Source organism: Shewanella sp. AS1, from assembly GCF_021412565.1.
Classification (GTDB): domain Bacteria; phylum Pseudomonadota; class Gammaproteobacteria; order Enterobacterales; family Shewanellaceae; genus Shewanella.
The window spans coordinates 215512-239875 of record NZ_JAKCLJ010000001.1 but is presented as its reverse complement, the minus strand read 5'-3'; the positions used below and the strand labels follow the sequence as shown (position 1 = coordinate 239875).

Sequence of the window (24364 nt, the reverse complement as noted above, 5' to 3'; positions counted from 1 at the left end):
GAGCCTACTGCTGAAAGGTGCTTAAGGTAGTGCCTCAGTGTTTTCCCAGTCTATGGCTATGCCCCTTACGCCCTCGGGCAGCTTGCTCTCGGTCACCTCGACGATACCCGAGCGATTTATGGTGATCTTATGGCGGGCAAATTCCGGTGGATTACGCCCCTCATGGAGCATGAGGATCAGGTTAATCTGGTAGCGCCGCTCGACCGATTCACTGCTGATCTTACCCTCTGACTCCTTATAAATTTTGTCCCGTCCCCGCTCAAGGTAACGCACAAAAGGCGCTAGGCTGAAGTTCACCTGCTCCTGAATTGTGGTGTAGCCCGCCAAAAATCCTTTGTGAGAGATTCTCGAGTTGATCCCATAATGCAAAATGTCGGCATCGACCTTATTCTGACTGTGGCGACGGTTCAGGATCTCGTTGATCTCATCCGGCAGATCTTTACGCTTTACATAATCAATCCACACTAGCTGCCTGCCGATAATGGCCTGACTAGTGGTATCCCTCAAGATGCGGCTCCAGCGGGGGCGCCCTTTCTGGATCACCCGCCACATAGCGTTGCGAATATCGTCTTTAAAGATCTCACGAAAGCCATAGATCACCCCTAAGGTCAGTAATAGGGAGAGCGTCAAACCACTAAAAACCCCCTGGGCCTTAATAATGAGCGCCGATACCACCAACATCACTAAGCCAGTGGCAAATCCTGTGGTCAGCTTTTTAAGGCCGACGCCCAGGGGTTTAAGCTCCTCTTTGAGCACAACCCCTTGCTGGATCAGGCGGCGCAAGAGCAACATCTTGTTGGAGATACGGTTTGGGTCATCCTTGGTTTGCGACGAGTTATAATCTTTCGACTCTCGGTAGCTGCGCTCACGGCGGCATAACTCCAGCACTTCGTCGAGTACATGGCTGTAATCGCTGCTTCTGGGGGCATGGGACATGAGCTTGAGTAACCTCTGCTCACAGAACCAGGAGAGGTAGTTATCAGAGTTCTCGAAATAGTGTTTCCAATTGGGCTCGCTGGGTTCGTTACGGCGAAACTTCTTCAGCAGTTGAGCCACTATCTCGCTCAGCTCTTTTAAGGCGGTATAAAAGCGCTCGACATCATCTATCTGTGCCAGCTCTTTACTGTCGGTTTCAATCGCAACCGCAAACTGGTAGGCAAACAGGTTCAGATAGAGCCTAAACTCCTCGACCGTGCGCTTATTCTGGCTGACGAAACGTCCCTGCACCAAAGGCAAGTGCAGACCCGCCGAATAGTAGGAGCGTCGCCCCACTGTGGCAGAGTAGTAATACTCCTCCTCGTCGAGACTCTGAGGATTAATCCCCATCTCAGTCGGCAATAAGAAGTAAAGATCCAGGCGTCGATGATCCCCCGCTTCCATCTGATGGGTGAACTTTATCGACAGCGAGTCTTCCTGTTTTACATAGACCTTAGACACAAGACCTCAATTTAATAGAGCAGATCAGCAAGTTATAGCAATGATAGAGCAATAATATAGTCTAAGGGATTTTAGTGGACTAAGCGACAACCGCACACTGTATTACTGGGCTGAAACAGAACCACAGCATAATCTCTCTGGGGATCCAGCTCCAGCGGTTCGATAGACAGATTATGCATCCCTTTACTGTCTAAATTAAAAGAACTGATATAGGAAAGATACTGCATGTGCCGGGGATTCTCAGCGGCATTCTTGTTTTCGCTGCTCTCCTCCTTGGTATACACAGAGAAGTTAAAGCGATTGGAATACCTGTCATATCTGGCCAGCTTACCCTGCATTCGGATCACCCCAGCCGAACTGCCATCCAAGTTAAAATAGCGGTAGTTGATCTGCGCCTGCTGCTTTTTCGCCATGATATCCACCAGCAGATAATGTTGACCGGCATCCTGGTTCACATCCGGTGTATCAAACAACTCAGAGCTACAACTGAGCATGAGTGTCTGTGATGGGTATAGATAACGGTAACTGACCGTAAGACTCACCCCGAGCAGCATAAGCACCAATAGATTAATACCCCATACAATTTTTCTATTCACAGAGGGATACCTCAGTTAACCAGGCCTCGGAAATAAAGGATTTTTGCTGACGAAAATCGGTGAGCTTAAGATTTCTTACCAGAGACTGGCCAAAACGCTCACCCCGCAGGGTAACATTAAACACTTGCTTATCATGGGACAGAGAGAGATAAACCTTCTGCCACGGGGTCACTTTACACCTGGCTAGCCCCTCCCCTAGACGCCGCGACAGCTCCACCAAAGAGGTATTGTTAGTTCTGGATTTGGCGAAACTTATCAGAGCGACTTTCTGCCCCGAAGCCAAGGTGATAGTCTCAGTTGCGAAGGGCTCAGTGCGCACCGATTCAGTCTGGCCGCTTCTTAGCCATTGCTGGGCGACCAAGAGGCACAAACAGAGTACCAGTACACCCACCCAGGCCTTTAATACTCTATTTCGCCTACCAAATAACCAAGTGACAGCATCCTGATAATATTGATTAAGGCGATTAAGGCTTGAATCCCGATTATGCAAGCTCTGGGCTGAAGCTCTATCGAGCCGCAGCCGGTAACCTTTGCCTTTTACCGTCTCTATCATATTTTCATGCATGGGACCCAGAAAGGAGCGCAGCATAAATACCGCACGAGTCACAGAGGAATCACTCAGGGCGGGATGTTCTGCATCACAGGCACCTAAGGTCTGTTTAGGAACGACTCGATTCTGATTATCGAGCAGCAAGGTCAATACCTGCAGTTCTGCCCTTGGCAGATGCCACTCGTCTCCATTGACTTGATTAGTCAACAGACCCCGCTGTCGATCAAACAGGCAGTCACCCAGTTGCATTACTCGTTATCCGTCAATCATTCCCGCAGTAAGCTTATTCAATAGGGGAAAAAATTTCTGTGATCCCCTCTAATAACTTAAAACTCCAGTGATGAAACCAGATTTAGACAAAATTACCTTATGAGTTTGTGATTTATCCCTCGATATTTATCCAATAAATAATGCAACCATCCTCCCCTTCAAAGCCACTGAATTAACACAAATATTACAAATAACTCGACATGGGTCACAGCCTAAACGGTTATTGAACTTAAAACCCGGCTGAAAACCGTTTTTATCGATAAAAACGCCTGTCGATAATATTTTTCTTTATTAGAAAAACAGACTGAAATTCATCGAAGAGACATCACACTATTTGCAATCCTCCCCGCACAAAATGGCCTCAAGTTACAGGTGACATACTGACTCGCACCTGTGTCTAAATAACACTTATATGAGGAACACTTTTATGACAATGAACAGACGCCAGGCACTCAGCAAAATTATTGGGATCAGCACAGCCGCCGCCGGAGCTACCTTGGTCGGCACCTCCGCCTTTGCCGGCACCGATGCCCAAGGTAACTTCCGTTTAGAGTTGGGTGACAAACTCAAATATGTTCCGCTAGATGCGATGGCAACCGCCAAGCTCGCCTATGAAACAGGCGGTGGATGTATGCATCAGGTGTTCCACGCACTGGTGACTATGTTGGCTAACTCTGCCAGTGCCGATGCGGCCAAATTTGCCAGCATTCCAACCGCCATTGCGGGCTATGGTGCCGCCGGTATCGCAGGTCAGGGCACAGTGTGCGGCAACATCAACGCCACGGGCATGTTGGTCAACATTCTGGATGATCTAAACGGTCAAAACGCCGCCGTGATTGGCGCAACATTCCGTTACTACGAAAATACAGAACTGCCTTACTCAAGCGATGAATTCGTTGCGGGTATAGGTTCTACTGCAGAAAAAACTGCCTTGGTCGGTTCCTCTTCTACCGCCAACAGCATACTCTGCCACTCCTCTATCAGTAACTGGTCAAAAGCCTCAGGTTTGACTTTTGCTCAGAAAGGTGAGCGTTGTAAGCGTCTCTCTGCCTGTGTTGCTTACCATCTGGTAGAACTCTTGAATCGTGCCTATGGAGGTGAAGATCTATCGGCTTTACCAGAGTCCAAGCCATCCAACGAAGCGCAAACTTGTCAAAGCTGTCACGGCGTTGACTCAACCATGGGCAGCGCCGCCAGCGTTAAAACCGATATGGAGTGCACAACTTGCCATACCGGCCACTATAACTAAGGAGCCCTCATGAATAAAAAACTGATACCAGGCCTATTGGCTTCTCTGTTGCTCTGTAGCGGATGTGGCAGCGATGACAATGAGGATAATACTGAGATCACGCCGCCACCTGCCCAGGGTTCAGATGCGGTCGATATTAAGGATGCCACTTCGGTCAATCTTGCACTGGTCAGCTTCGATGGTGCCAGCGGCGCGCTGAGTTTCAATCTGAGTGATGGCGACAATAAGGCGATTACCAATGCCCTAGATTACCGCATTACCTACTTTGGTTTTCCCAGCGACAGTAAATCGTCCAATGCCAAGGCCTGGAAGCACTGGCACGTAACGACCAGTTATGAATGTGACAACACACAGGGTAACTGTGAAGGTGTGTTACAGGAAACCCAAGAAGGCAGCTATACCTTCGATGCGACTGGATTAAACTGGGATGCGAACACGGCCGCAGGTGCGGTTGAGAAATTTAAGGTTGCGATTCAGATTAAAGGCGCCCAGGCCGAGAACGAATTGGTTTTACTGCCGTCAACATAAAACCACTGCACCACTTGGAGAGCCTCGGCTCTCCTTTTTTAGCTCTGCTGATTTAGTCCAGTTTGCAGACCCAAAGCGAGTTGCCGGGACAGAAATGTAATACGGCGTAGCCTTTTTCAATTTCCATGGCGACAACTTTTACGTCGAATAAGACCTCCTGACCTAGCTCTATGGTTTGTTTAGCATAATTGATAATATCAGCAATATCTGCGGCGACCCAATCATCCAGATCCGCATCGACCTCGGCACTGTCAACTGTCAGGTTGTAACCCATATTAACCATGTCCAGCTTCTGCAAGGTGCCCGAGAGCTTGGCGCTGCTCTTCACCGAGCCATCTTCGACAAACTGATAGTTAAAGGTCACCTTGTCATTGAGGCTCGCTATTTTTAACAGGATCTGGGATAACTGCTCGGCATCCACCTCGAAAGACTGAGCCTGGCAATCCAGTTTCAGTTGTTCGGCTTGGCCTTTAAAAAGCTGCAATCCAGCGGCCACGCTGGCACTGATAGCCAGGGTGCCGACACCGGCTAACACCCGGCGGCGCTTCTTAGACAATGAGGTAAACATCAGCTACAGATCTCCATAGACTTCAGCCAATTCTGATCGATAAAAGTAAAATGAGTTGCCGGATCAATCGCCTTCACATTCTTAATCTTGAGCCCCTGGGAATTATCCCGCTTCAGGGCGATGTTCAGCACTCGCTTATCTTCCGAAAGCGAGTAAAACATCTTATCCCAGTGGATGCTCTGGCAATCCTGTACCTGATGCAAAAAATGGCTGATGTAAGCTGCAGCGGACTCCTCATCCTCTGGCGAAGTGAATATAGGGAAAAACCCCAGATCACCACTTTTAGTATGAAGTTGCTGCTCATTTACCACTGTGAGTTTGTCCGATGGGTCGAACACTGAATAAAGCAATAAGAGTAATAAGACTAGCTGTGACACCATCAGCAAATAACGCTGCGGGGTTACTTTATTATTTAACGGCCCCATAGCGGATCGCGAGGCATGTTCCACCTTGTTATGTAATATATAACCCTGAGAATCGATCGATTCGATTAAATCAGCGCAGGATTTCCCGAAAAAAAATCGTATGCGACCGATCACTTTTTCTAAATTTTCGATATTCGATGCTTCAGCGGGAAAACAGGCCAATAGCTGCTGATTTGATACAACTTGACCACGGTGGCTAGCCAAAAGTTGCAGCACATTAAATTCCACTTCAGGTAACGTCCAGCTGGTATCATTCTCTAGATTAGACAGCTGAGCCTGAGTCATATCGAACAAACAATGACCAATTTGCATAACAAACCATATGTTTCAAAGATATGACTATTATACCCTCTTATCTTAATTAAAACTGAGGTTAAAATTATTCAAATAAAAGCAATAGCGTTTCGTGAAGCTAGCCACATTGTGGGAAAAACATCCGCTAATGAACTAACTAATTAAGGGGAATTTAATAATTAAGGTTTAATTTATTTAGTTAAATTTGATTTTGTACTGATATCAATATTTAAGTTTAACGATTAAAGTAATAAAATATAACATGCTGTTTATTATAAAAAAGCGCCTTAGCATGGCGCTTTTTTATCACAACATAAACAATCAAAATTAAACTAACTTAATATTAAAGTAGTCTTAAAAATTAAAAAGAGTAAAGCAAGGTCAGGTTGGTTTCTGTGTCTGTACTCTTCTTATCTTCCAGCGGGGCATCGTTATAACGCACGATAACTGCAAACTTCATCGCCAATGCACCAGCAATATTCGCGGTAATCGAAGTCTCTGAACGCCCCTCGACGTTGTCGCCTATATCGGCCACAAACATCTGCTTAAACTTAGAGGTGTCACTGATTTTCCTTTCAAAATTCATTACCGCATGGCCTATCCAGCCATTTTCAATCTCATAGCCAGCGACCAGTGCGCTCTCTTGATCTAGTCGCTTGTAGCGATAACCCGGACCCACCTCAACCGCAAGCAGGGTTTTCTCAGTGTTGATAAATTTATGACCGTAACCGAACGATGCTATCGTAGTCGACTCGAAGCCTGTAAAGGGGTCAACTTCATGATTGGCATTGAAGAAGATGTAGTCATTCTCGGTAAACTTATAATCCGCCTGAATCAAGCCGTAGAAACGCTTACCTGTGACTTCACCGTCATCCTCTTTATAGAGGGCTTCGAGTAGATACTGGTTCTCCCAGTTACCTAGCTCATGCTTCATATCGAGACGTGCTTTCGTCGATGACGATTCAGTGTTACCTGTGGTGACTGTCGCCCCCAGCTCGGCATCGGCTGCAAAGGTCCTATCTCCCTCGACAAAATCCGCTCCCGCGAAGGCGGTAATAGGTGTCGTTAACAGTACGGCTGTCGCAATCAGCAATTTTTTCATTGTTGTGTTACCTATCTTCAGTTAAATCCCTAAAACTGCGGCTTATACTAGCACCGAGCAAAATAAAATGAAAATAAGGTCGTGTTCACCTTGCCAACTAGAGGGTGACTAGCACCCTGATGGCCAGCAGAATAAGCACAATCCCCGAGAGCTTATCGATCAGGCCCGCCTTCTGTCGCAGCTTAGGCAATATCGCCTTATGGGACAGCAGCAAGGCAACTAAGGTGTACCAGAGGCCATCGACAACCAGAGGGGTTAATACGATTAAGGACTTGCCCCACAGCTCGTCGGCCACCAGCACAAACTGACTGAATAGCGCCAGGAAGAACAGCAATATCTTAGGATTAAACAGCGATATGGCTATGCCATCCCGCGCCGCCGCTATCGCGCTGGTCGGTTCCCCTGCCGCCAACTTCTGCGACATGCCGCCCTTTGATCTCAATGCCTGTACCCCCATATAGGCCAGATAGAGAGCACCGATAATCGCTATGCCATTAAAGACAAGCGGCGAATGTTTTAGCAACACAGCCAGCCCCATCAGGGTCACTAAGGCATAGACACCAATGCCCAAAGAGTGCGCCCAGGCGCAGACTATGCCGTTCACTCGCCCGCCACCTAAGGTATGGCGCACCACCATGGCAAGGCTGGGGCCGGGCGACATGGCGCCCAGACAGCAGATGGCCAGTAATCCCAACCAGGTACTCAAACTCATTGTTTATCCTTGTGTGAAAATAACCCCAAACTATTGAGCCTGATAAAACTGACCCATATCAGCGCGAAAGCAGCTTACAAATATTTTATAAACAAGGCAAAAGAACCTTAGATGTACTAGCTCAGACCCCATTACTCGTTCCCTATTCCTCGCTCCCCGTTCCTCGCTACCCGTTCCTCATTCCCCGTTCCTCGTTCCCCGCTCCTCGCCCCCCGTTCCTCATTCCTCGCTACCCGTTTCCACAATCCCCTCTTCGGTCAGCAGCTGCAAACGGGCAAACTCACTATAAAGGGCGCTGGTTTGCATCAGCTCACTATGGGTACCGCTGGCGACTATCTGGCCCTTTTGCATCACCAATATACGGTCGGCATTCAGCACAGTCGCCAGCCTGTGGGCGATAATCAGCGTCGTGCGCCCCTGCATCAGCACATCCAATGCCTGTTTGACCTTCTGCTCGCTGAGCGCATCGAGGGCACTGGTGGCCTCATCGAGCAACAACACAGGCCGCTCGGCCAGAATGGCTCTAGCAATCGCGATCCGCTGTTTCTGCCCACCCGATAAACGCACGCCCCGCTCGCCCAGATAGGTTTGATAACCAGCGGGAAACTCGCTGATAAACTCATGGGCGCGGGCGGCGATACAGGCGTCTATCACCTGTTGCTCAGTCGCATCGGGGCGGCCATATCGCACATTTTCCAATACATCGGCGGCGAAAATCACCGACTCCTGAGGCACTAAGGCAAACTGCTGGCGCAGGGTTTGCGGTGACAACTTGGCGATATCCACCCCATCGAGCAAGATCTTGCCACTATCTAAGCTGTAAAAACGTTGCAGTAGCTGAAATAGCGTGCTCTTACCTGCGCCGCTCTCGCCCACTAAGGCCACCCGCTCCCCTGGCTGAATGAGTAAGGAGAGATCGCGGATCACCGCATCGCCCGAGATACTTTGCCCCGCGCTATCCTCGTCCTGGCTGTCACTACTCTGTTGACTGTCATAGCTGAATCGTACTTTCTCCAGCTGCAGCTGGCCACGCACCGGATGTGGCAGTGGTTCGGGCATACTTGGCCAATCAATATCGATCGGCGTTTCCACCAGCTCGATTAGCCGCTCTGTGGCACCAGCGGCGCGATTAATCTCGCCTATCACCTCACTGATAGTCGCGACCGCGCCAGCCACCATCACGGCGTAAAACATAAAGGCCGACAGTTCACCCGCGCTGATCGCCTGGCGCATCACATCTTTGGCGCCCACCCAGGTAACTAAGGCGATGGCTAAGATGCTGAGAAACATCACCAAGGAGATAAGAATCGCCCGGTATTTAATCCGGCCACTGGCGGCTGTCATTACCGCCTCGACCCGCTGATTAAAGAGATCACGGTCTCTATCTTCGTGGCAATAGGCCTGCACTGTGTGGATCTCATGCAGGGTCTCATCCACATAGGCGCCCAAGTCGCCGACTCTGTCCTGACTCTGACGAGAAAGCGCGCGCACCTTGCGGCCAAGAATGAAGATAGGGCCGAGTACCAAGGGCACGGCCAGCAGCACCAGGGCGGTGAGTTTGAGGCTGGTGATCGCCATCATCACTATGCCGCCTATCACAGTGACAAAGGAGCGCAGCGCCATGGAGAGACTTGAGCCCACCACAGATTGCAGCAGGGTCGAGTCGGCGGTAAAGCGGGAGATCACCTCGCCGGTTCGCAGCTTGGCGTAAAAGTTGGGCGAGAGTTTCAGCAGATGGTCATAGACCTTCAGGCGAATATCGGCGCTGACCCGCTCTCCCAGCCAGGTCATCAGATAGAAACGGCAGAAAATCGCCGAGCTACTGAGGGCGGTGATGCCGATCACCAGCAGAATTATTTCGTTTAAACGCTCGCTGTTATCCTGTAAAAAGCCTTCATCCACCATCAGACGCACCCCCTGCCCCAGTGAAAGCCAGGCAAGCGAGCCGATAAACAGGAAGATAATGGCGGCGAAAACCCTGACACGATAGGGTTTCAAGAAATTGCCTATCCAGGGCAAGACAGCACGTTTACTGATTAAAGACACTGTGATCGCTCATCTTGTTGAAATAAAACCCGACTAGATTACCAAAGTTAGCGCCACCTGACACTGCCCCGTTTGTGATGCTTGAGGAAAATAGCTCCAGCCTTTATGTTATATTACAAACTTTAAAACAGTCAGATAGTTATTCCCTATGAGTAAAGCCAGTTCCAATAAAAATATCTCAGAAGCCACTCGGCAGGACGCCCTGAAAATGGCCAAGGCCACCCAGAAACCGGGGCAGAGTAAAGAGCAGACCAAGCTTATCGCCCAGGGAATAGAGAAAGGGATTGCCGAATACAAGAAACAACAAAAGAGCAAAGCGCGGGATAGGGATAAGGCGCGTAAGTCAGAGCTAAAAGCCAAGCAGCGCCATTTGCCTGAATCAGATAGCGGTTCTGACCATGCTGAGCAGCCAAGCACTTCCCGCCTCCCCTGGCTGCTGCTTCTGCTCTCCTGGATTGGATTTGCGCTCTATCTGCTTGTGAAATAAGCACTATACTAATCAAACACTTTACCAAGTACACTGGCAAATACATTAGGTTTTCAACGGGAGAAACCCATAATGAGTCAGACATCAAAACGCATCTGGATAAGCTTGGTTATCTACCTGATCTGGATCTCTGTCACCCTGCTGGGCGCACAGATAGTTACAGGTGGCGAAATCTCCCTTAGCGATATGGTGACCGGAGGAATAGGCTGGCACTTTGCCGCTGCAATAGCCCTACTGGTGGCGGCCATTTTGGTGTTCAAATGGAAGGATTTGCAGTTTAGCCGCCCCCACTCTGTCTTGCGCGTGATGTGGTTTCCGTCGCTTTACCTGCTGCTGTTTGTCGTCGGTGCTGTGTTCCTTGGTTTGCCACCCTTTCATATTGTCGTCTTCATTGCCCTCAATACTCTGATGGTCGGCTTCTCCGAGGAGATCATGTTTCGCGGCATACTGTTTCGCGCCTTTGAAAAGGCGATGAATATCTGGCCCGCCATCCTGATCACCTCAGTCTTGTTCGGTGCAGTGCACTCGCTCAACGTGTTTATTACCGGCGACCTGATGCCAGCACTCATGCAATCGATCGCCGCCACCATGAGTGGTCTGGTCTTTCTGGCGATTTTGCTGCGCACAGGCTCTATCTGGCCAGCGATTATCTACCACTTCTTCTGGGATTGCCTGCTGTTCCTTATCAGCCATGCTGCTCAGGCCGCCAGACCCGAAGGAGCAGATGCAGACCCAGCCGGCCTTGCCTTGTATGCCCCCATCTTGCTCAATCTGCCTAACCTTATCTTCGCCCTGTTTATGCTACGCAATATTGGTAAAGAATATGGGGCAAAATCGCCAGCGAAAGGCTGATATGCAGTAAAGCCTCAATAAATCAGAAGTGTAGATGCCATAATAATAGGCTTTACGCTTCTGATTTACTTCAAAGCAAAGCATTCAAGCCATCACTTTTATCTGTTTATTTTTCAAACAAACCTGCTAAAGTGCTTAACGCATTCATATTTTGTGACCGCTTGGCAACGAAAGCTAAACATCACAACTGCAAATATAAAAGGACTTAAAAATGAGAAAGTTAATACTGATACTGAGCTTATGTTTTTCACCTCTGCTATTCGCCCAAGATGACAGCGCATCCAGCACAGCCAAAGCATGGCTTGAGCTTGTAGATGCAGGCAACTATTCAGAGAGCTGGCAGCAGACGGACGATTTTTTTAAAGAGCAAGTTTCCGTGAGTAAATGGGATGAAACCCTCGCCGCTGTGCGCCCGCCCTTTGGCAAAATGATTTCCCGTACTGAACTGAACCAGCAAAATCACGCAGCGCTGCCCGGCGCCCCCGATGGGGAATATCTCATCATCCAGTTCCAAACCGAGTTCGAGAATAAACAAGCCGCCGTTGAAACCCTCACCCTAAGCAAAGCCAGCGGCGACTGGCTGCCTGTCGGTTACTTTATTCAATAGCAAGACCCTATCCAACCTCAACGGGCTAAAGCTGGCTTTAGCCCGTTGAGCTATTCCAACCAAGCCTTGCCTGATACAAATTGTCACGCGTAATTGTTCGTTATTTACACAACACCCTGATATCTTGGATTTAATTCAGACCTGATTAATGAGTTTGGTGGGCGGTAGCCATTTTTCTAATGCCTAAGCTATCTGAGGGGGTTCACTGTGTTTGGCCAATTGTTTGCGTTTGTCATCGGCATATTTGGTTTAATTAACGGCTTAATGGAGGGCGATTATTTATGGGCGGCCGCTGGCTCAATACTTACCCTAAGTGGCCTACACCTAATTTATCAGATCATAACAGGCAAGAGTATATTCGAACGTAAAACACATAAATCTAATAAATAGCCTCTACCTCAACAACTTAAATATTGTTTGACCTAGGTTAATGTAGCAAATACCTAAAGGTGTCAACTTAAGCTACTAATGATGCCGAATGTAGATCCACCAATTAGATGGTCGCTAATGTGACGAACTTATGTGATGAGCTAATGAGATGAACTAATGTGAAAACAGCGAGTCGATGCTGTTAAACAATAACCTTATATGCAGACGCTGCTTCGGGACGCTTTACGCCATCCATGGCCGCTTAACGAAAACATCCTGTTTTCGATACCCTCAGCCGCATCAGCACTCGGTTATTCCATCTGTGCAACTTGACGGTATTTATGACGAATGGAGTCGTTAAAGCTAACTTGGCTAAAACAACGGTGGCGTTTCACCCAGTTCGCATTGTGCTGAGGCAGCATTTACTTTACTGTATGATTTACAGTAATTTTTTTAGCCTTACTAGCGTGTCTATGCATGCTTGGTCTCCAACATTACAAGGTAGCATGGTCTCGCTTGTAAGCTATTACACGTCTATAGGAATCACGATTGAGCGATAAATGGACAGATGAAGAATTAAGAGCAGCAGTGGAAGCATATGTTCAGATGCATTCTGCCGAAGCGAAGGGGATGCCATTTGTTAAAAAGCAAATCTACGCTGAACTTGCTGATCGTTTTGGTCGCTCTGAGAAGTCATTCGAATATCGAATGCAGAATATCTCTTATGTCTATTCGCTTATGGGGCGAGAATGGATTTCTGGTCTAATACCTGCGAAAAATGTTGGTTCAAATAACGCAGCTGTAATTGAAAGGCTAATATCTGAAGTTGAAGGGCTAAATCTACCAAAAGTCGCCGAGTTTGAAACTCAAGTTATCTCTTATAAATCAAAGAAAAACCTTCCCAAGCCAAGTGGTATAAAAGAGCCAGAGAAAACCTATTCGCAAGTAACTAATTTCAACAGAGATCCAAAAGTTAAAGCATGGGTTCTTAAAGAGGCATCCGGCAAATGTGAGTGTTGTGGTTCTGACGCACCTTTTACAACAGCAGAAGGTGAGCCTTTTCTAGAAGTTCATCACCTTCGTCGTTTAGCTGACCGCGGTTCAGACACAGTTACAAATGCTGTGGCCTTATGCCCAAACTGCCACAGAGAAATGCACTATGGAATTAATAAAGCTTCTTTGGTTGGTTCAATGTACAAAAAGCTATCGAGGCTCGTACATGAATAAACGTGTAATAAGGCGTTAAACGTTTCAGGAGGAAACATGCAAAATAGACCGGCAATACCCGATGAAATTAAACGAGAAGTAAGACAGCGTTGTGGGTTTGGGTGTGTAATCTGCGGATTTCCGTTATATGAGTATGAACATATGCTGGAGTGGGCAGAGGTTCAGCGTCATGTCGCGGATGAAATAACTCTTCTGTGTCGCGAACATCACGGTATGAAGACTAATGGCTTACTGCCTAAAGAAGATGTATTTAAGGCAAATAGTAATCCTTATAACTTACAAAAAGGCGTATCAAAAAACGTAATGCTTTACTATTCAGGTAAAGATGTTGCGTTCTATTTGGGAAATAGCTGCTTTAAATTTGAAGGGCTACCTAATAATGCTTTTTTTGCTCCTTTAGTAATCGATGGTTTGGCAATGGTAGGTTTTCGCGTTGAAGATGATAAACTGTTGATGAACTTTGTTGCATTTGATGAATTTAATAAACCAATTCTAAATATAGTTGATAATGAATTGGTATATGATTCAACTCAGTGGGATGTCGAGTGGGTTGCCCAGAAGTTAACTGTCAGAGAAGCTAAAGGGAAAATTTTACTTCAACTTCAATTTGAACCTCCTGGTGTAATAAGATTTTCCAAAGGTCGAGTGTTAAGAAATGGTGTTGAATTTTTGGTTGGTAAAAATTACTTTTTTAATACAAATAACTCCAATTTCTTTGGTTCAATAAACACTGTTAATTGTGCTGTAGGGATCGCAGTTGGTGAGCCAAGACCTAATTGTGGTACAGGTATAGTAATTGGTGGTATTAATCGTTATTTGTTTGATAGAAAAGAAGCAAGGAAATTTCTCAGGAATTCCCTCAACAAGAAACGTTTAACAAGTGACTGTGGTGTTTAGTCAATATATTTATCCATTTTTTGTGCACCACAGCTCCTCGCTTTTAAGCATGGTATTTAAGATTACGATGAGCTTTCGCATGCAAGCTATCAGTGCTACTTTCGGCATTTTGCCAGCCGCTTTGAGACGCTGGTAATAGCGTTTAAAGACTGGATTACATTGTATGGCTGACATCATCGCCATAAACATGACTGTGCGTATTCTGTGGCGACCACCACGGATTCTGCGTTTACCTTTGTAAGAACCACTTTCGCGGTTCATGGGAGCGACACCAACTAGGGCGGCAATTTCTTTTCGGTTTAGTTTTCCTAATTCTGGCATTTCACTAAGCAGGGTGTAGGAAAGCACTTTCCCCACCCCAGGAACACTCGTCAATATTTCCGATTTGACGCGCCACTCTTTGACCTGGGCTACGAGCTTATCGAGCTTTTCCGTAAGTTTATTTATTTGCTGGTTAAGTGATTTAAGCAAAGTATTAATTGATTTATGAAGCTCTTTGGGCATGATTTGGAGACGATTTTTTTCCATCGTTGCCATTTCAAGTAGCTGGGTTCGTCTGATTAATAAGTCTTTGATTATTTGTGACTGTTCATCCGGAAGTTGTTTTATCTCAGGTTTAATGACTGCCGCAAATTGAGCGATGACTGAAGCATCAATTTTATCTGTCTTTGCCATGACACCGATAGCTTGGGCAAAGCGACGAACCTTGATTGGGTTGACGATAACAACAGGTAAATTAGCCTTATCACAGGCAAAGACAAAGGCATGTTCATAACGGCCCGTCGCCTCAGTGACGATACGTTTTACCGGATGCTGCTTAAGTACCTGAATGACTTTCTGGATATGCTCAGGGTTATTTGGGATAGATAAATGTAAGTCGAGTGGATGTAGAACGATATCGAGTTGTGACTTACCGACATCAACGCCGACATTGATTTCAGTTTGGTTTTTATAGTTGTTCATTATAAGCTTACTCTGCCTTGCTATACGGGCTCGAGGCCCCAATGACTGTTCGAGTTATTGCTAGGAGTTATGCAGCGCTACCCACTTGTTACCGGTCTCTCGTAAGAGGAGCCGCTATTCAATCGAGCTACTGCATAAAGACCCTCAACGGCCATTGAGGGTGGGCCTCCAATTTACCCTAAAATGGAACAGGATTAACCATACAAGCAATTAAAGTCGGACTGCTGACCTGTGACACTTTTGATTCCGGCTGGCAGCGGTTTTTACGGTAGCCAGGTTTGAGTTTCGTGCCGTTAGCAACCGCTTAATTGGGCGTGTTCATATAAATATGAATCCGAACCTATTGAGTTAAAAATTAAAAATCTAACTCGCTTTTCTCCAAGATCTTCCCATACAGTCAAGGCGAAGAAAGATAATACCTCAGTGTAGGTGCGGCTGAGGGTATCGAAAACAGGATGTTTTCGTTAAGCGGCCATGGATGGCGTAAAGCGTCCCGAAGCAGTACCTGCACAAGAGGTCGTTCCTTCACATCCTTGTGACCACGACATTCGTGCATCCATGCACAGCACCACCGCAGGCTATTAATAACTAAATTTGGTTGATGCCAAAGCAACTTCGCTAGACAACAAAAATAGCCAAAAGCTCCAGCATCAAAGCCTTAGGGCTTAGGGCTTAGGCCATAAGCAAAAAACCAGCCCTAGGGCTGGTTTTCAACTGTTGAGCGATAGCTCATTAAGCGACACATCTGTGCCGCAATAGCATGATTACCCTTGTGGTCTCATTGCTGGGAAAAGTATCACGTCACGGATGGTGTGAGTGTTGGTGAACAGCATCACCAGACGGTCGATACCTATACCCTGACCTGCCGTGGGTGGCAGACCGTGTTCCAGCGCTGTGATGTAGTCGGCATCGTAGAACATGGCTTCGTCGTCACCGGCGTCTTTCGCATCAACCTGCGCTTTAAAGCGGCTGTCCTGATCTTCAGCATCGTTAAGCTCAGAGAAACCGTTAGCCACTTCGCGGCCACCGATAAAGAACTCGAAACGATCGGTAAAGAAAGGGTTGTCATCGCTGCGACGCGCCAGTGGCGAGATATCCGCTGGGTAACCAGTGATGAAGGTCGGTTGGATAAGCTTAGGCTCGGCAGTTTCACCGAAGATCTCTTCCAGCAGCTGACCACAAGTCCAGAACTTCTCCACTTCGACGTGAACAGATTTTGCTATCTTCACCAGCAGGTCACGGTCTTGCACATCTTCAACAGACATGGCCTGAATATCGGCGTGATCCGGGTTGTAGTGCTTAATCGCTTCTAGCATGGTCATACGGGCATACGGGCCACCAAAATCGACCACCTGCTCGCCATAAGGCAGCTGAGGAGAACCCAGCAGTTCAGTGGCGATTGAGCTTAACATCTCTTCGGTCAGATCCATCAGATCATGGTAATCGGCATAAGCCATATAGAATTCCATCATGGTGAATTCTGGGTTATGGCGTGGCGATAAGCCTTCGTTACGGAAGTTACGGTTAATTTCGAACACACGCTCGAAACCACCCACAACCAGACGCTTTAGGTAAAGCTCAGGCGCGATACGCAGGTACATCTCGATATCCAGCGCATTGTGGTGAGTGATAAAGGGACGCGCAGACGCACCACCTGGGATGCTGTGCATCATAGGGGTTTCCACTTCCATAAACTCTTTTTTCACCATGAAGTTACGGATAGCAGTAACCACTTTAGAGCGCATGATGAAGGCGTTGCGAGAATCTTCATTAACGATTAGGTCAACATAACGCTGACGGTAACGCATCTCCTGGTCAGTCAGGCCGTGGAATTTTTCAGGCAGAGGACGCAGCGCCTTGGTCAACAGCTGGTACTCATCCATATTCACATACAGGTCGCCCTTGCCTGACAGGTGCAGCTGGCCGGTCACACCTATGATGTCACCGATATCTAAGCCTTGGTATTTCTCTTTCAGCTCTTTCTGCACATCTTTACCGGCATAAGCCTGAATGCGACCGCTGACGTCTTGAATTACTAGGAAAGGTCCACGCTTGGCCATGATACGACCGGCGATAGAACGCTGGATATTCATCCCTTCCAGCTCTTCCTTGCTGTATTGACCATACTCGGCCTGAATGTCGGCCGCCTTATGTTTTCGATCGAAGTTGTTCGGGTGACCGTTAGCAGGGCAAGAGGCACGAACGTGATCTAACTTGGCACGGCGCTCTGCAATTAACTTGTTTTCATCTTGGGTTTGTTCAGTCATCTTCTTCTCTCGTTAAAGGCCAGATTTCAGGCTAGCTTCAATAAACTTGTCCAGATCGCCGTCGAGGACGCTCTGGGTATTTCGGTTTTCAACACCGGTACGCAGATCTTTAATACGGGCATCGTCGAGCACGTAGGAGCGGATCTGGCTGCCCCAGCCGATATCAGACTTGGCATCTTCGGCGGCTTGCTTCTCGGCGTTCTGCTTGTGCATCTCCAGTTCAAACAGCTTGGCTTTAAGCTGTTTCATCGCCGTGTCTTTGTTCTTGTGCTGAGAACGATCGTTCTGGCACTGCACTACTGTGTTGGTGGGTAAGTGGGTAATACGTACCGCAGATTCGGTTCGGTTAACGTGCTGACCACCGGCGCCCGAGGCGCGGTAGACGTCGATACGCAGATCCGCCGGATTGATATCGATCTCGATGGAATCATCGATCTCAGGGTACACAAACACAGAGCAGAATGAGGTGTGGCGTTTGCCCGATGAATCGAAGGGCGACTTACGCACTAGGCGGTGCACGCCGGTTTCGGTGCGCAGCGAGCCAAAAGCATATTCGCCAGTAAATTTAATGGTCGCGCCTTTAATGCCGGCCACATCGCCGTCTGTGACTTCGATCAGCTCAGGCTTATAGCCCTTGGCCTCGCCCCAACGCAGGTACATACGCAGCACCATGTTGGCCCAGTCCTGCGCCTCTGTGCCGCCGGAACCCGATTGAATATCCAGGTAACAGTCTGACGCATCCTGAGGGCCGGAGAACATGCGGCGAAACTCTAACTCTTCTAAGCGTTTCTCAAGATCCTGCAGCTCACTCTGGGCGTCGTTGAAGGTGTCTTCATCCTCCTCTTCGACAGCCAGCTCCAGCAAGCCTTCCACATCCTCAAGGCCAGTGTCCATATCATCTATGGTCTTGACCACGGCTTCTAATGAGGCACGCTCTTTACCCAGGGCCTGGGCATTTTCAGGATTGTTCCAGACGTCGGCGCTCTCTAACTCGCGGCTGACCTCTTCTAGACGCTCACTCTTGGCATCATAGTCAAAGATACCCCCGAAGAAGTTGGGTGCGATCCGCCAGCTCTTTGATCTTAAATTTAACCGGATTTACTTCAAACATGACTCTCTACTTAAAAACTCGTGTTCAGCTTAAAATGATGGGCACTAGTGCAAACCGCGTATTTTAACTCAATCACATGGGTTCGCATAGGGGCGGCAGCCTCTGATTTGGACTAATTTCATACGATAACGAACCAGATCATAAAACGCTGTTTTCTCAGCTGAGTTTGCAAGTGATTCACAGCGGAAAAACCGCAGGGCGATTTGCCTTTTGCTGGCTATACTTTTTGCTATGACACAAAAAACCTCTCAATGTTGCTATCACGAAGACGGGGGCTTTCGCTGCACCGAAGCGGCTGAGCCTTCGGGCCTTTGTTATTGGCACGATCCTGACATCATCAAAGACAAGCCCGAGGATATTGCTCGGCTGGAGGCGTTTGCCCGCGGCGGCGGTATGCTCAGGGGGATCTGCCTGAAAGAAGCCCAACTGCCCGGCATAGATCTAGTGCGCCATCATCAGAAAACCGGCTTCGATCTGACCCATGCCGAGCTGTATCGCGCCAACCTGTGCGGCGCTCACCTGTTTAATATCAATTTGCAACAGGCCAGCCTGATGAAGGCGGATCTGCGCGAGGCCAATCTACACTGTGCGAACTTAGTGGATGCTAATTTATTAGGCGCCAAATGGAATGGCACCAAGATCGAAAATATGCACACAGGCGCGATTATCAGGCAGGAAAAATTAGCCAAACAAGCCCAGCAGCAAAGGGAGAAAGCCCTCGCCGATGACTACTTTCAGCAGGCGGAGGAGATCTATCGTAACCTACGAAAAACCGCCGAACGTGAGGGGCTATTTTCCATGGCGGGTCACTATCTGCGCCGAGAACTGACCATGCGTCGTCATCAGATGCCCAAATACAGTTTTCAGCGGATATTCTCGAAAGTGATCGATCTGTTTTGTGGCTACGGTGAGCTCCCCGCCAGAGTGATCCTGTTTTCTATCTTGTTGATTATCTGCTGCGCCGTGCTCTATCTGTTTACCGGCCTGCGCTTCGATGACACAGTTTATCAATTCGATATCCATCAAGGGCTGGCCAATAACCTCAATCTGTTTTTTAACTGTCTCTACTACTCGGTCGTCACCTTCACCACCTTAGGCTATGGTGATTATACTCCCATAGGCTATTCACGCCTTATTGCCGCCTTTGAGGCCTTTACTGGCAGTTTTACCATCGCCCTGTTCGTGGTTGTTTTTGTAAAGAAAATGACCCGCTGATCGCCCCATCTGTTAATCGTTTCAAGTCACACTTTTCAGTTTAATAAGTTGCACAAGATCCCAGCTGGGGATACTAGTGTGAAACCCTCCACAAAAACGGGATAAATACTCACTTCTAAGACCTGTGGGGAAAAGGGTGCAAAGTATAATCAAGCAAATGCTTAAGATCCGAGACAGCACAAGATGATGGAACATCGCGATTTATAAACGATTCTAAAAGGTCACCATAATGATAGAACTCAGTTTTGACGGTCAAATCGCCCAGGCTACAAAAGGTGAAAACTTGCTAACCTGCGCCATCAAGGCTGGCGTCGCCATCCCTCATCTTTGCCATCACACACAAAATAGCGAGCAAACTCAGCATAAACAAAGCTGCAACCTCTGTTATGTAGAGGTAAGCGACAGCACTGGCCAGCGCAAGACAGTAAAAGCCTGCGACACTCAAGTCAGTGAGCCACTTGAGGTGATCACCCATTCTGCCGCCCTGAGTAAAATTCGTCAGGCATCATTGAAGCACTTACTAAGCGATCACTTTGCCGATTGTGAAGCCCCTTGCCAGCAAGCCTGTCCTGCGGGCGTGGATGTGCAATCTTATCTGTACCAAATTGCCCAGGGAAACCATAGCGAAGCGGTGAAGATCATCAAAGACACCCTGCCATTGCCTTTATCCATTGGTCGTGTCTGCCCGGCGTTTTGTGAATCGGCCTGTCGCCGCGGCGAACTGGATGAGCCAATCGCCATTCGTCAGCTGAAACGCCATTCCGCCGATATCGATCTGCAAGGCGACAGCTATGTGCCAGAAAAACAGGCGCCAACAGGCAAGAAAATCGCCATAGTTGGCAGTGGCCCTGCGGGGATCAGTGCAGGTTTCTTTCTCTCTAATGCTGGCCATGAGGTCACCGTCTTTGAATCCATGCCCAAGGCCGGCGGCTGGTTAAGATACGGTATTCCTGAATATCGCCTACCCAAGGCAATATTGGATCAAGAGCTCGACCTCCTGTGTCAAAACGGCATGAAGATTCAAACCAACACGCGTCTGGGGGTAGATATTCACCTCAATGACTTAGTGGCCGATTTCGATGCCGTGTGTCTGGCCATCGGTGCCCAGAAAGCGGTACCGATGAACTATCCCGGTGTGGATCTCGAAGGTTGTTATCTTGGGGTGGATTACCTTAAAGATCACTGCACAGACAAGCACTACACCACAGGTAAGAAAGTGGCCGTCATTGGCGGTGGTAATACGGCTATCGACTGTGCCCGTACCGCGCTACGTGAAGGCGCAGATGTGACCTTAGTCTACCGCCGCACTCGGGATGAGATGCCCGCCGAAGATTATGAAATTGAAGAAGCCGAGCACGAAGGTGTGCACTTCTATTTCCTGACCAATCCAATAGAAAACCACAGCGATGGCACAGGCCGAGTCGGCTCTGTTACCTTCGAGAAGATGGCACTGGGTGAGCCCGATGCCTCGGGTCGCCGCTCGCCTAAAGCCACGGGTGAAACCTTTACCGAAGCCTTCGATACTGTGATTCCAGCCGTGTCCCAGACACCGGATATGAGCTTCATGACGGATCCTGACAGCCAGCTCAGCGTGGGTGAAATTGCCCTTACTCGCTGGAACACCTTCTCTGGCTGTGAATACACTATGTCTGCCGGTATTGAAAAGCTGTTTGTCCTCGGGGACTCACGCACAGGTCCAGCAACCGCAGTTGCTGCAGTTGCCGATGGTAAAAAAGCGGCTCAATCGATTCAAAAACTGATCGACGGCGAGCTAAGCTGCGATATCAATCCTAAGCCTTTCAATGCGGAAAAACGCACCAGTGCACCCTTAGATTTAAGCCATTTCCCGAACAAATTCGCTCAACCAAGAGCCAAGATGCCAGAACTGGCCCTCGCCGCCCGTCGTAGTTTCAACGAGATTGAACTGGGCTTTAGTGAAGATATTGCCCTGGCCGAAGCCGCCCGTTGTCTGGAATGTGGCTGTCAGGCCAATACCGATTGTCAGTTAAGAGATTACGCCAGCGAATATCGTGTCGATGGTAAAGCCATTGATGGTCAAGAGCACAGAGCTTTTGTGCAAGATAAGAGTTCACCCTTTATCAATTTTGATCCCAACCGTTGTATCAGCTGCGGCGCCTGTGTTGCCATGTGTCACCAGCAGTCCGGGCATAATGTGATCAGCTTTGAGTCAGACAGCTACCTGGCATTGCCCCAGGGCGAAAACGACATTCGCCGCAATGCGCCACGGGTTGGCTTTAATGCCTCCATGGCCGACAGTCAGTGTGTACAATGTGGTAACTGTGTACAGGTCTGCCCGACTGGCGCCCTCACCTATGCCCGTGATAAATCCCAGGGGCGCAAGATTGAGCTCGAAGAGACCTCAACCATCTGTACCTATTGTGGTGTGGGATGTCGGGTTAAACTCAGTGTCGACCCGCTAACCAACAAGATCATTCAGGTCAATGGCGACAGTGACTCACCAGTCAACGAAGGGATGTTGTGTGTCAAAGGCCGCTTTGGTTTCGACTTTATTAACAGCACAGAGCGTTTAACCACGCCACTTATCCGCAAAAATGGCGAGCTAACCCCAGCCAGTTGGGATGAAGCAATCCAATTTATTGGTGAAAAACTGAGTCAAATTAAAGCCGACCATGGCAGCAATGCCATTGCAGGTTTAGCCTCGGCCAAGGCCACTAACGAAGATAACTACCTGTTCCAGAAGTTAATGCGAAGTGTGATTGGCACCAACAATGTCGACCACTGTGCCCGTTTGTGTCACGCATCAACTGTCAGTGCCCTACAAGACTCTCTTGGCAGCGGCGCCATGACCAATGATATTCCTTCGATAAAAGACTCAGATTTAATCTTTATTCTAGGGTCAGATACCGAGGCGGCGCACCCTATCATTGCCTCGAAAATCAAACAGGCGATTAAGCAGCATGGCGCTCGCTTAGTGGTGGTCGATCCTAAACGAGTCAGTATCGCCGACAGCGCTCAGCTTTATCTGTGTCAACGTCCTGGCACTGATGTGATGTTGCTCAACGCTGTGATGCAGCAGATCATTATTAACGAGTGGCATGATCTCGATTATATTCAGGCGCGAGTCGATGGCTTCGATGCACTTTATGATGAGGTGATGAAACCAGACTACAGTCTGGAAAATGCCACCATCATCACAGGCATCGCTGCCGAAGATATTCAGCAGCTAGCCCAACTTATTGGTACAGCAAAGAAAACAGCCATCTATTACGCCATGGGGATCACCCAGCACACCTCGGGGCATGACAATGTCACCGCCATTGCCAATCTGCAACTTCTTTGCGGCAATATTGGTATGAGTGGTGCGGGGATTAATCCACTTCGAGGCCAAAGCAATGTGCAAGGTGCCTGCGATATGGGCGCACTTCCTAACTACTTTACCGGCTATCAAAAAGTCACTGATCCGCTGATCCAACAGCGCTTTAGAGAGGCATGGGGACAAATCGAGCTGCCTTCCATCCCTGGTATTTCAGCCACTGAGATGATGCATGCACTGGCTCATGGCAAACTCAAAGCCCTGTATGTGATGGGTGAAAACCCGGTACTGAGCGATCCCGATCAGGCCCACGTACTCAGAGGATTGGAAGCGGCCGAGCTGTTAGTGGTACAAGATATCTTTATGACAGAGACGGCTCAACTTGCAGATGTGGTCTTGCCTGCGGCCAGCTTTGCCGAGAAACAGGGGCACTTTACCAATACCGAACGACGGGTTCAGCAGTTGCAGGCGGCACTGAGCTCACCGGGTCTGGCCCGTCTAGACTGGCAAATTATCAATGATATTGCCAAGCAACTAGGCGGTAACTGGCATTATCAGGATGAAAAGCAGATCTGGCATGAGATCACTCAGGTCACACCTCAATACCGTGGTATAAGTTGGGCGAGTATCGATGTCAATAGCGTCAATGGCAATCAAGGGATCCAGTGGCCCTGCCCGAGTGAAGACCATCCGGGTACGCCTATTCTGCATAGCCAGCAATTTACCCGTGGCAAAGCCGTAATGATCCCAGTTCATTATCGCTTACCGGCTGAGATGCCCTGCGAGGACTATCCCTTTATTCTGTCTACCGGACGTTTATTGGAGCAGTTCCACACGGGTACGCTAACCCGTAAGACAGAAGGCTTAAATCAACTGGGTAGTCCAAGGGTAATGCTGTCGGCCTTCGATGCCGATAGATTAGGTATCGAAAATGGCGATATGCTCACCCTAGCTACACGCAGAGGCGAAATCAATATTGCCGCGTTTGTGACTAAACGGGCTCAGGCTGGGGTACTATTTTTACCCTTCCACTTTGCTGAAGCAGCGGCTAATAAACTCACCAATAATGCCCTCGACCCTGTGGCAAAAATTCCTGAGTTTAAGATCTGTGCCGTTAAGGTCACTAAACTTGAGTTGGCAGAAGTCTAAGCCTCAGAAGCAAGCGGAATAAAAAAGGCCGCAACTGCATGGGATAACTGCAGTTGCGGCCTTTTTATATTTCCCCAAGGACTCACCTTGTCGCTGAGCTTGATTATCTCCTTAGAGAAATTCGTGTTAAAAAAGCTGGCATGACCTC

The 24364-nt window shown here is 48.4% G+C and carries 20 protein-coding genes; 9 read left to right on the top strand and 11 right to left on the bottom strand.

The window, feature by feature from the left end; translation table 11 throughout:
• Window positions 1–21: 21 nt before the first annotated feature.
• The 3 genes from LZP69_RS01060 to LZP69_RS01050 all read right to left on the bottom strand — a co-directional run bounded on the left by LZP69_RS01060 (window position 22) and on the right by LZP69_RS01050 (window position 2832).
• Window positions 22–1437, bottom strand: a complete 1416-nt coding sequence (locus LZP69_RS01060; protein ID WP_234198201.1) for a hypothetical protein — start codon at window positions 1435–1437, stop codon at window positions 22–24.
• Window positions 1438–1508: 71 nt separating this feature from the next.
• Window positions 1509–2033 carry a hypothetical protein gene (locus LZP69_RS01055; protein WP_234198200.1) on the bottom strand — a complete coding sequence of 175 codons (525 nt, stop codon included), beginning with the start codon at window positions 2031–2033 and terminating at the stop codon, window positions 1509–1511.
• Window positions 2026–2832: a winged helix-turn-helix domain-containing protein gene (locus LZP69_RS01050; RefSeq protein WP_234198199.1), complete on the bottom strand. Its 807-nt coding sequence runs from the start codon at window positions 2830–2832 to the stop codon at window positions 2026–2028. Before LZP69_RS01050 ends, LZP69_RS01055 begins: the two co-directional genes overlap by 8 nt.
• 448 nt (window positions 2833–3280) lie before the next feature.
• On the opposite strand from LZP69_RS01050, the gene LZP69_RS01045 reads away from it, so the two are divergent.
• Window positions 3281–4102 carry a cytochrome c3 family protein gene (locus LZP69_RS01045; protein ID WP_234198198.1) on the top strand — a complete coding sequence of 274 codons (822 nt, stop codon included), beginning with the start codon at window positions 3281–3283 and terminating at the stop codon, window positions 4100–4102.
• A gap of 9 nt (window positions 4103–4111) precedes the next feature.
• Window positions 4112–4630: a hypothetical protein gene (locus tag LZP69_RS01040; RefSeq protein WP_234198197.1), complete on the top strand. Its 519-nt coding sequence runs from the start codon at window positions 4112–4114 to the stop codon at window positions 4628–4630.
• Between the two features lie 52 nt (window positions 4631–4682).
• Here the strand turns inward: LZP69_RS01040 and LZP69_RS01035 are convergent, their stop codons facing one another.
• The 5 genes from LZP69_RS01035 to LZP69_RS01015 form a co-directional block, all read right to left on the bottom strand.
• Window positions 4683–5198: a hypothetical protein gene (locus LZP69_RS01035; RefSeq protein ID WP_234198196.1), complete on the bottom strand. Its 516-nt coding sequence runs from the start codon at window positions 5196–5198 to the stop codon at window positions 4683–4685.
• Window positions 5198–5935 carry a winged helix-turn-helix domain-containing protein gene (locus LZP69_RS01030; protein ID WP_234198195.1) on the bottom strand — a complete coding sequence of 246 codons (738 nt, stop codon included), beginning with the start codon at window positions 5933–5935 and terminating at the stop codon, window positions 5198–5200. The genes LZP69_RS01035 and LZP69_RS01030 overlap by 1 nt, the downstream gene beginning before the upstream one ends.
• Window positions 5936–6278: 343 nt before the next feature.
• Window positions 6279–7019 carry a DUF481 domain-containing protein gene (locus LZP69_RS01025; protein ID WP_234198194.1) on the bottom strand — a complete coding sequence of 247 codons (741 nt, stop codon included), beginning with the start codon at window positions 7017–7019 and terminating at the stop codon, window positions 6279–6281.
• A gap of 97 nt (window positions 7020–7116) precedes the next feature.
• Window positions 7117–7731, bottom strand: a complete 615-nt coding sequence (locus tag LZP69_RS01020; protein WP_234198193.1) for a LysE family translocator — start codon at window positions 7729–7731, stop codon at window positions 7117–7119.
• Between the two features lie 219 nt (window positions 7732–7950).
• Entirely contained in the window at window positions 7951–9783 is a 1833-nt protein-coding gene (locus tag LZP69_RS01015) for an ABC transporter transmembrane domain-containing protein (RefSeq protein WP_234198929.1), read from the bottom strand.
• A 142-nt stretch (window positions 9784–9925) separates the two neighbouring features.
• Between LZP69_RS01015 and LZP69_RS01010 the strand changes: the two genes are divergently transcribed.
• From LZP69_RS01010 to LZP69_RS00990, 5 genes are all read left to right on the top strand, one after another.
• Window positions 9926–10264 (top strand): DUF2956 domain-containing protein, encoded by a 339-nt coding sequence (locus LZP69_RS01010; protein WP_234198192.1) that lies wholly within the window; start codon window positions 9926–9928, stop codon window positions 10262–10264.
• Window positions 10265–10336: 72 nt separating this feature from the next.
• Entirely contained in the window at window positions 10337–11116 is a 780-nt protein-coding gene (locus LZP69_RS01005; RefSeq protein ID WP_234198191.1) for a CPBP family intramembrane glutamic endopeptidase, read from the top strand.
• A 211-nt stretch (window positions 11117–11327) separates the two neighbouring features.
• Window positions 11328–11723, top strand: coding sequence for a DUF4019 domain-containing protein (locus tag LZP69_RS01000; RefSeq protein ID WP_234198190.1), 396 nt, complete (start codon window positions 11328–11330; stop codon window positions 11721–11723).
• A 918-nt stretch (window positions 11724–12641) separates the two neighbouring features.
• Window positions 12642–13319 carry an HNH endonuclease gene (locus LZP69_RS00995; protein WP_234198189.1) on the top strand — a complete coding sequence of 226 codons (678 nt, stop codon included), beginning with the start codon at window positions 12642–12644 and terminating at the stop codon, window positions 13317–13319.
• Window positions 13320–13355: 36 nt separating this feature from the next.
• Complete coding sequence (locus LZP69_RS00990) at window positions 13356–14216, top strand: HNH endonuclease signature motif containing protein (RefSeq protein WP_234198188.1); 861 nt, start codon at window positions 13356–13358, stop codon at window positions 14214–14216.
• Between the two features lie 9 nt (window positions 14217–14225).
• Here the strand turns inward: LZP69_RS00990 and LZP69_RS00985 are convergent, their stop codons facing one another.
• The 3 genes from LZP69_RS00985 to prfB form a co-directional block, all read right to left on the bottom strand.
• Window positions 14226–15179: an IS110 family transposase gene (locus tag LZP69_RS00985; protein WP_234198187.1), complete on the bottom strand. Its 954-nt coding sequence runs from the start codon at window positions 15177–15179 to the stop codon at window positions 14226–14228.
• A gap of 764 nt (window positions 15180–15943) precedes the next feature.
• Entirely contained in the window at window positions 15944–17446 is a 1503-nt protein-coding gene (gene lysS / locus LZP69_RS00980; RefSeq protein WP_234198186.1) for a lysine--tRNA ligase, read from the bottom strand.
• Between the two features lie 12 nt (window positions 17447–17458).
• Window positions 17459–18557 (bottom strand): peptide chain release factor 2 gene (gene prfB, locus LZP69_RS00975; RefSeq protein WP_234198185.1). Its coding sequence is split into 2 segments (ribosomal slippage): window positions 17459–18481 and window positions 18483–18557, totalling 1098 coding nucleotides; the frame shifts between segments, so codons are not numbered across the junction.
• 231 nt (window positions 18558–18788) lie between these two features.
• Here prfB and LZP69_RS00970 point away from each other — a divergent pair.
• Entirely contained in the window at window positions 18789–19772 is a 984-nt protein-coding gene (locus LZP69_RS00970) for an ion channel (protein ID WP_234198184.1), read from the top strand.
• 229 nt (window positions 19773–20001) lie between these two features.
• Window positions 20002–24216 carry a formate dehydrogenase subunit alpha gene (gene fdhF / locus LZP69_RS00965; RefSeq protein WP_234198183.1) on the top strand — a complete coding sequence of 1405 codons (4215 nt, stop codon included), beginning with the start codon at window positions 20002–20004 and terminating at the stop codon, window positions 24214–24216.
• Window positions 24217–24364: the final 148 nt, after the last annotated feature.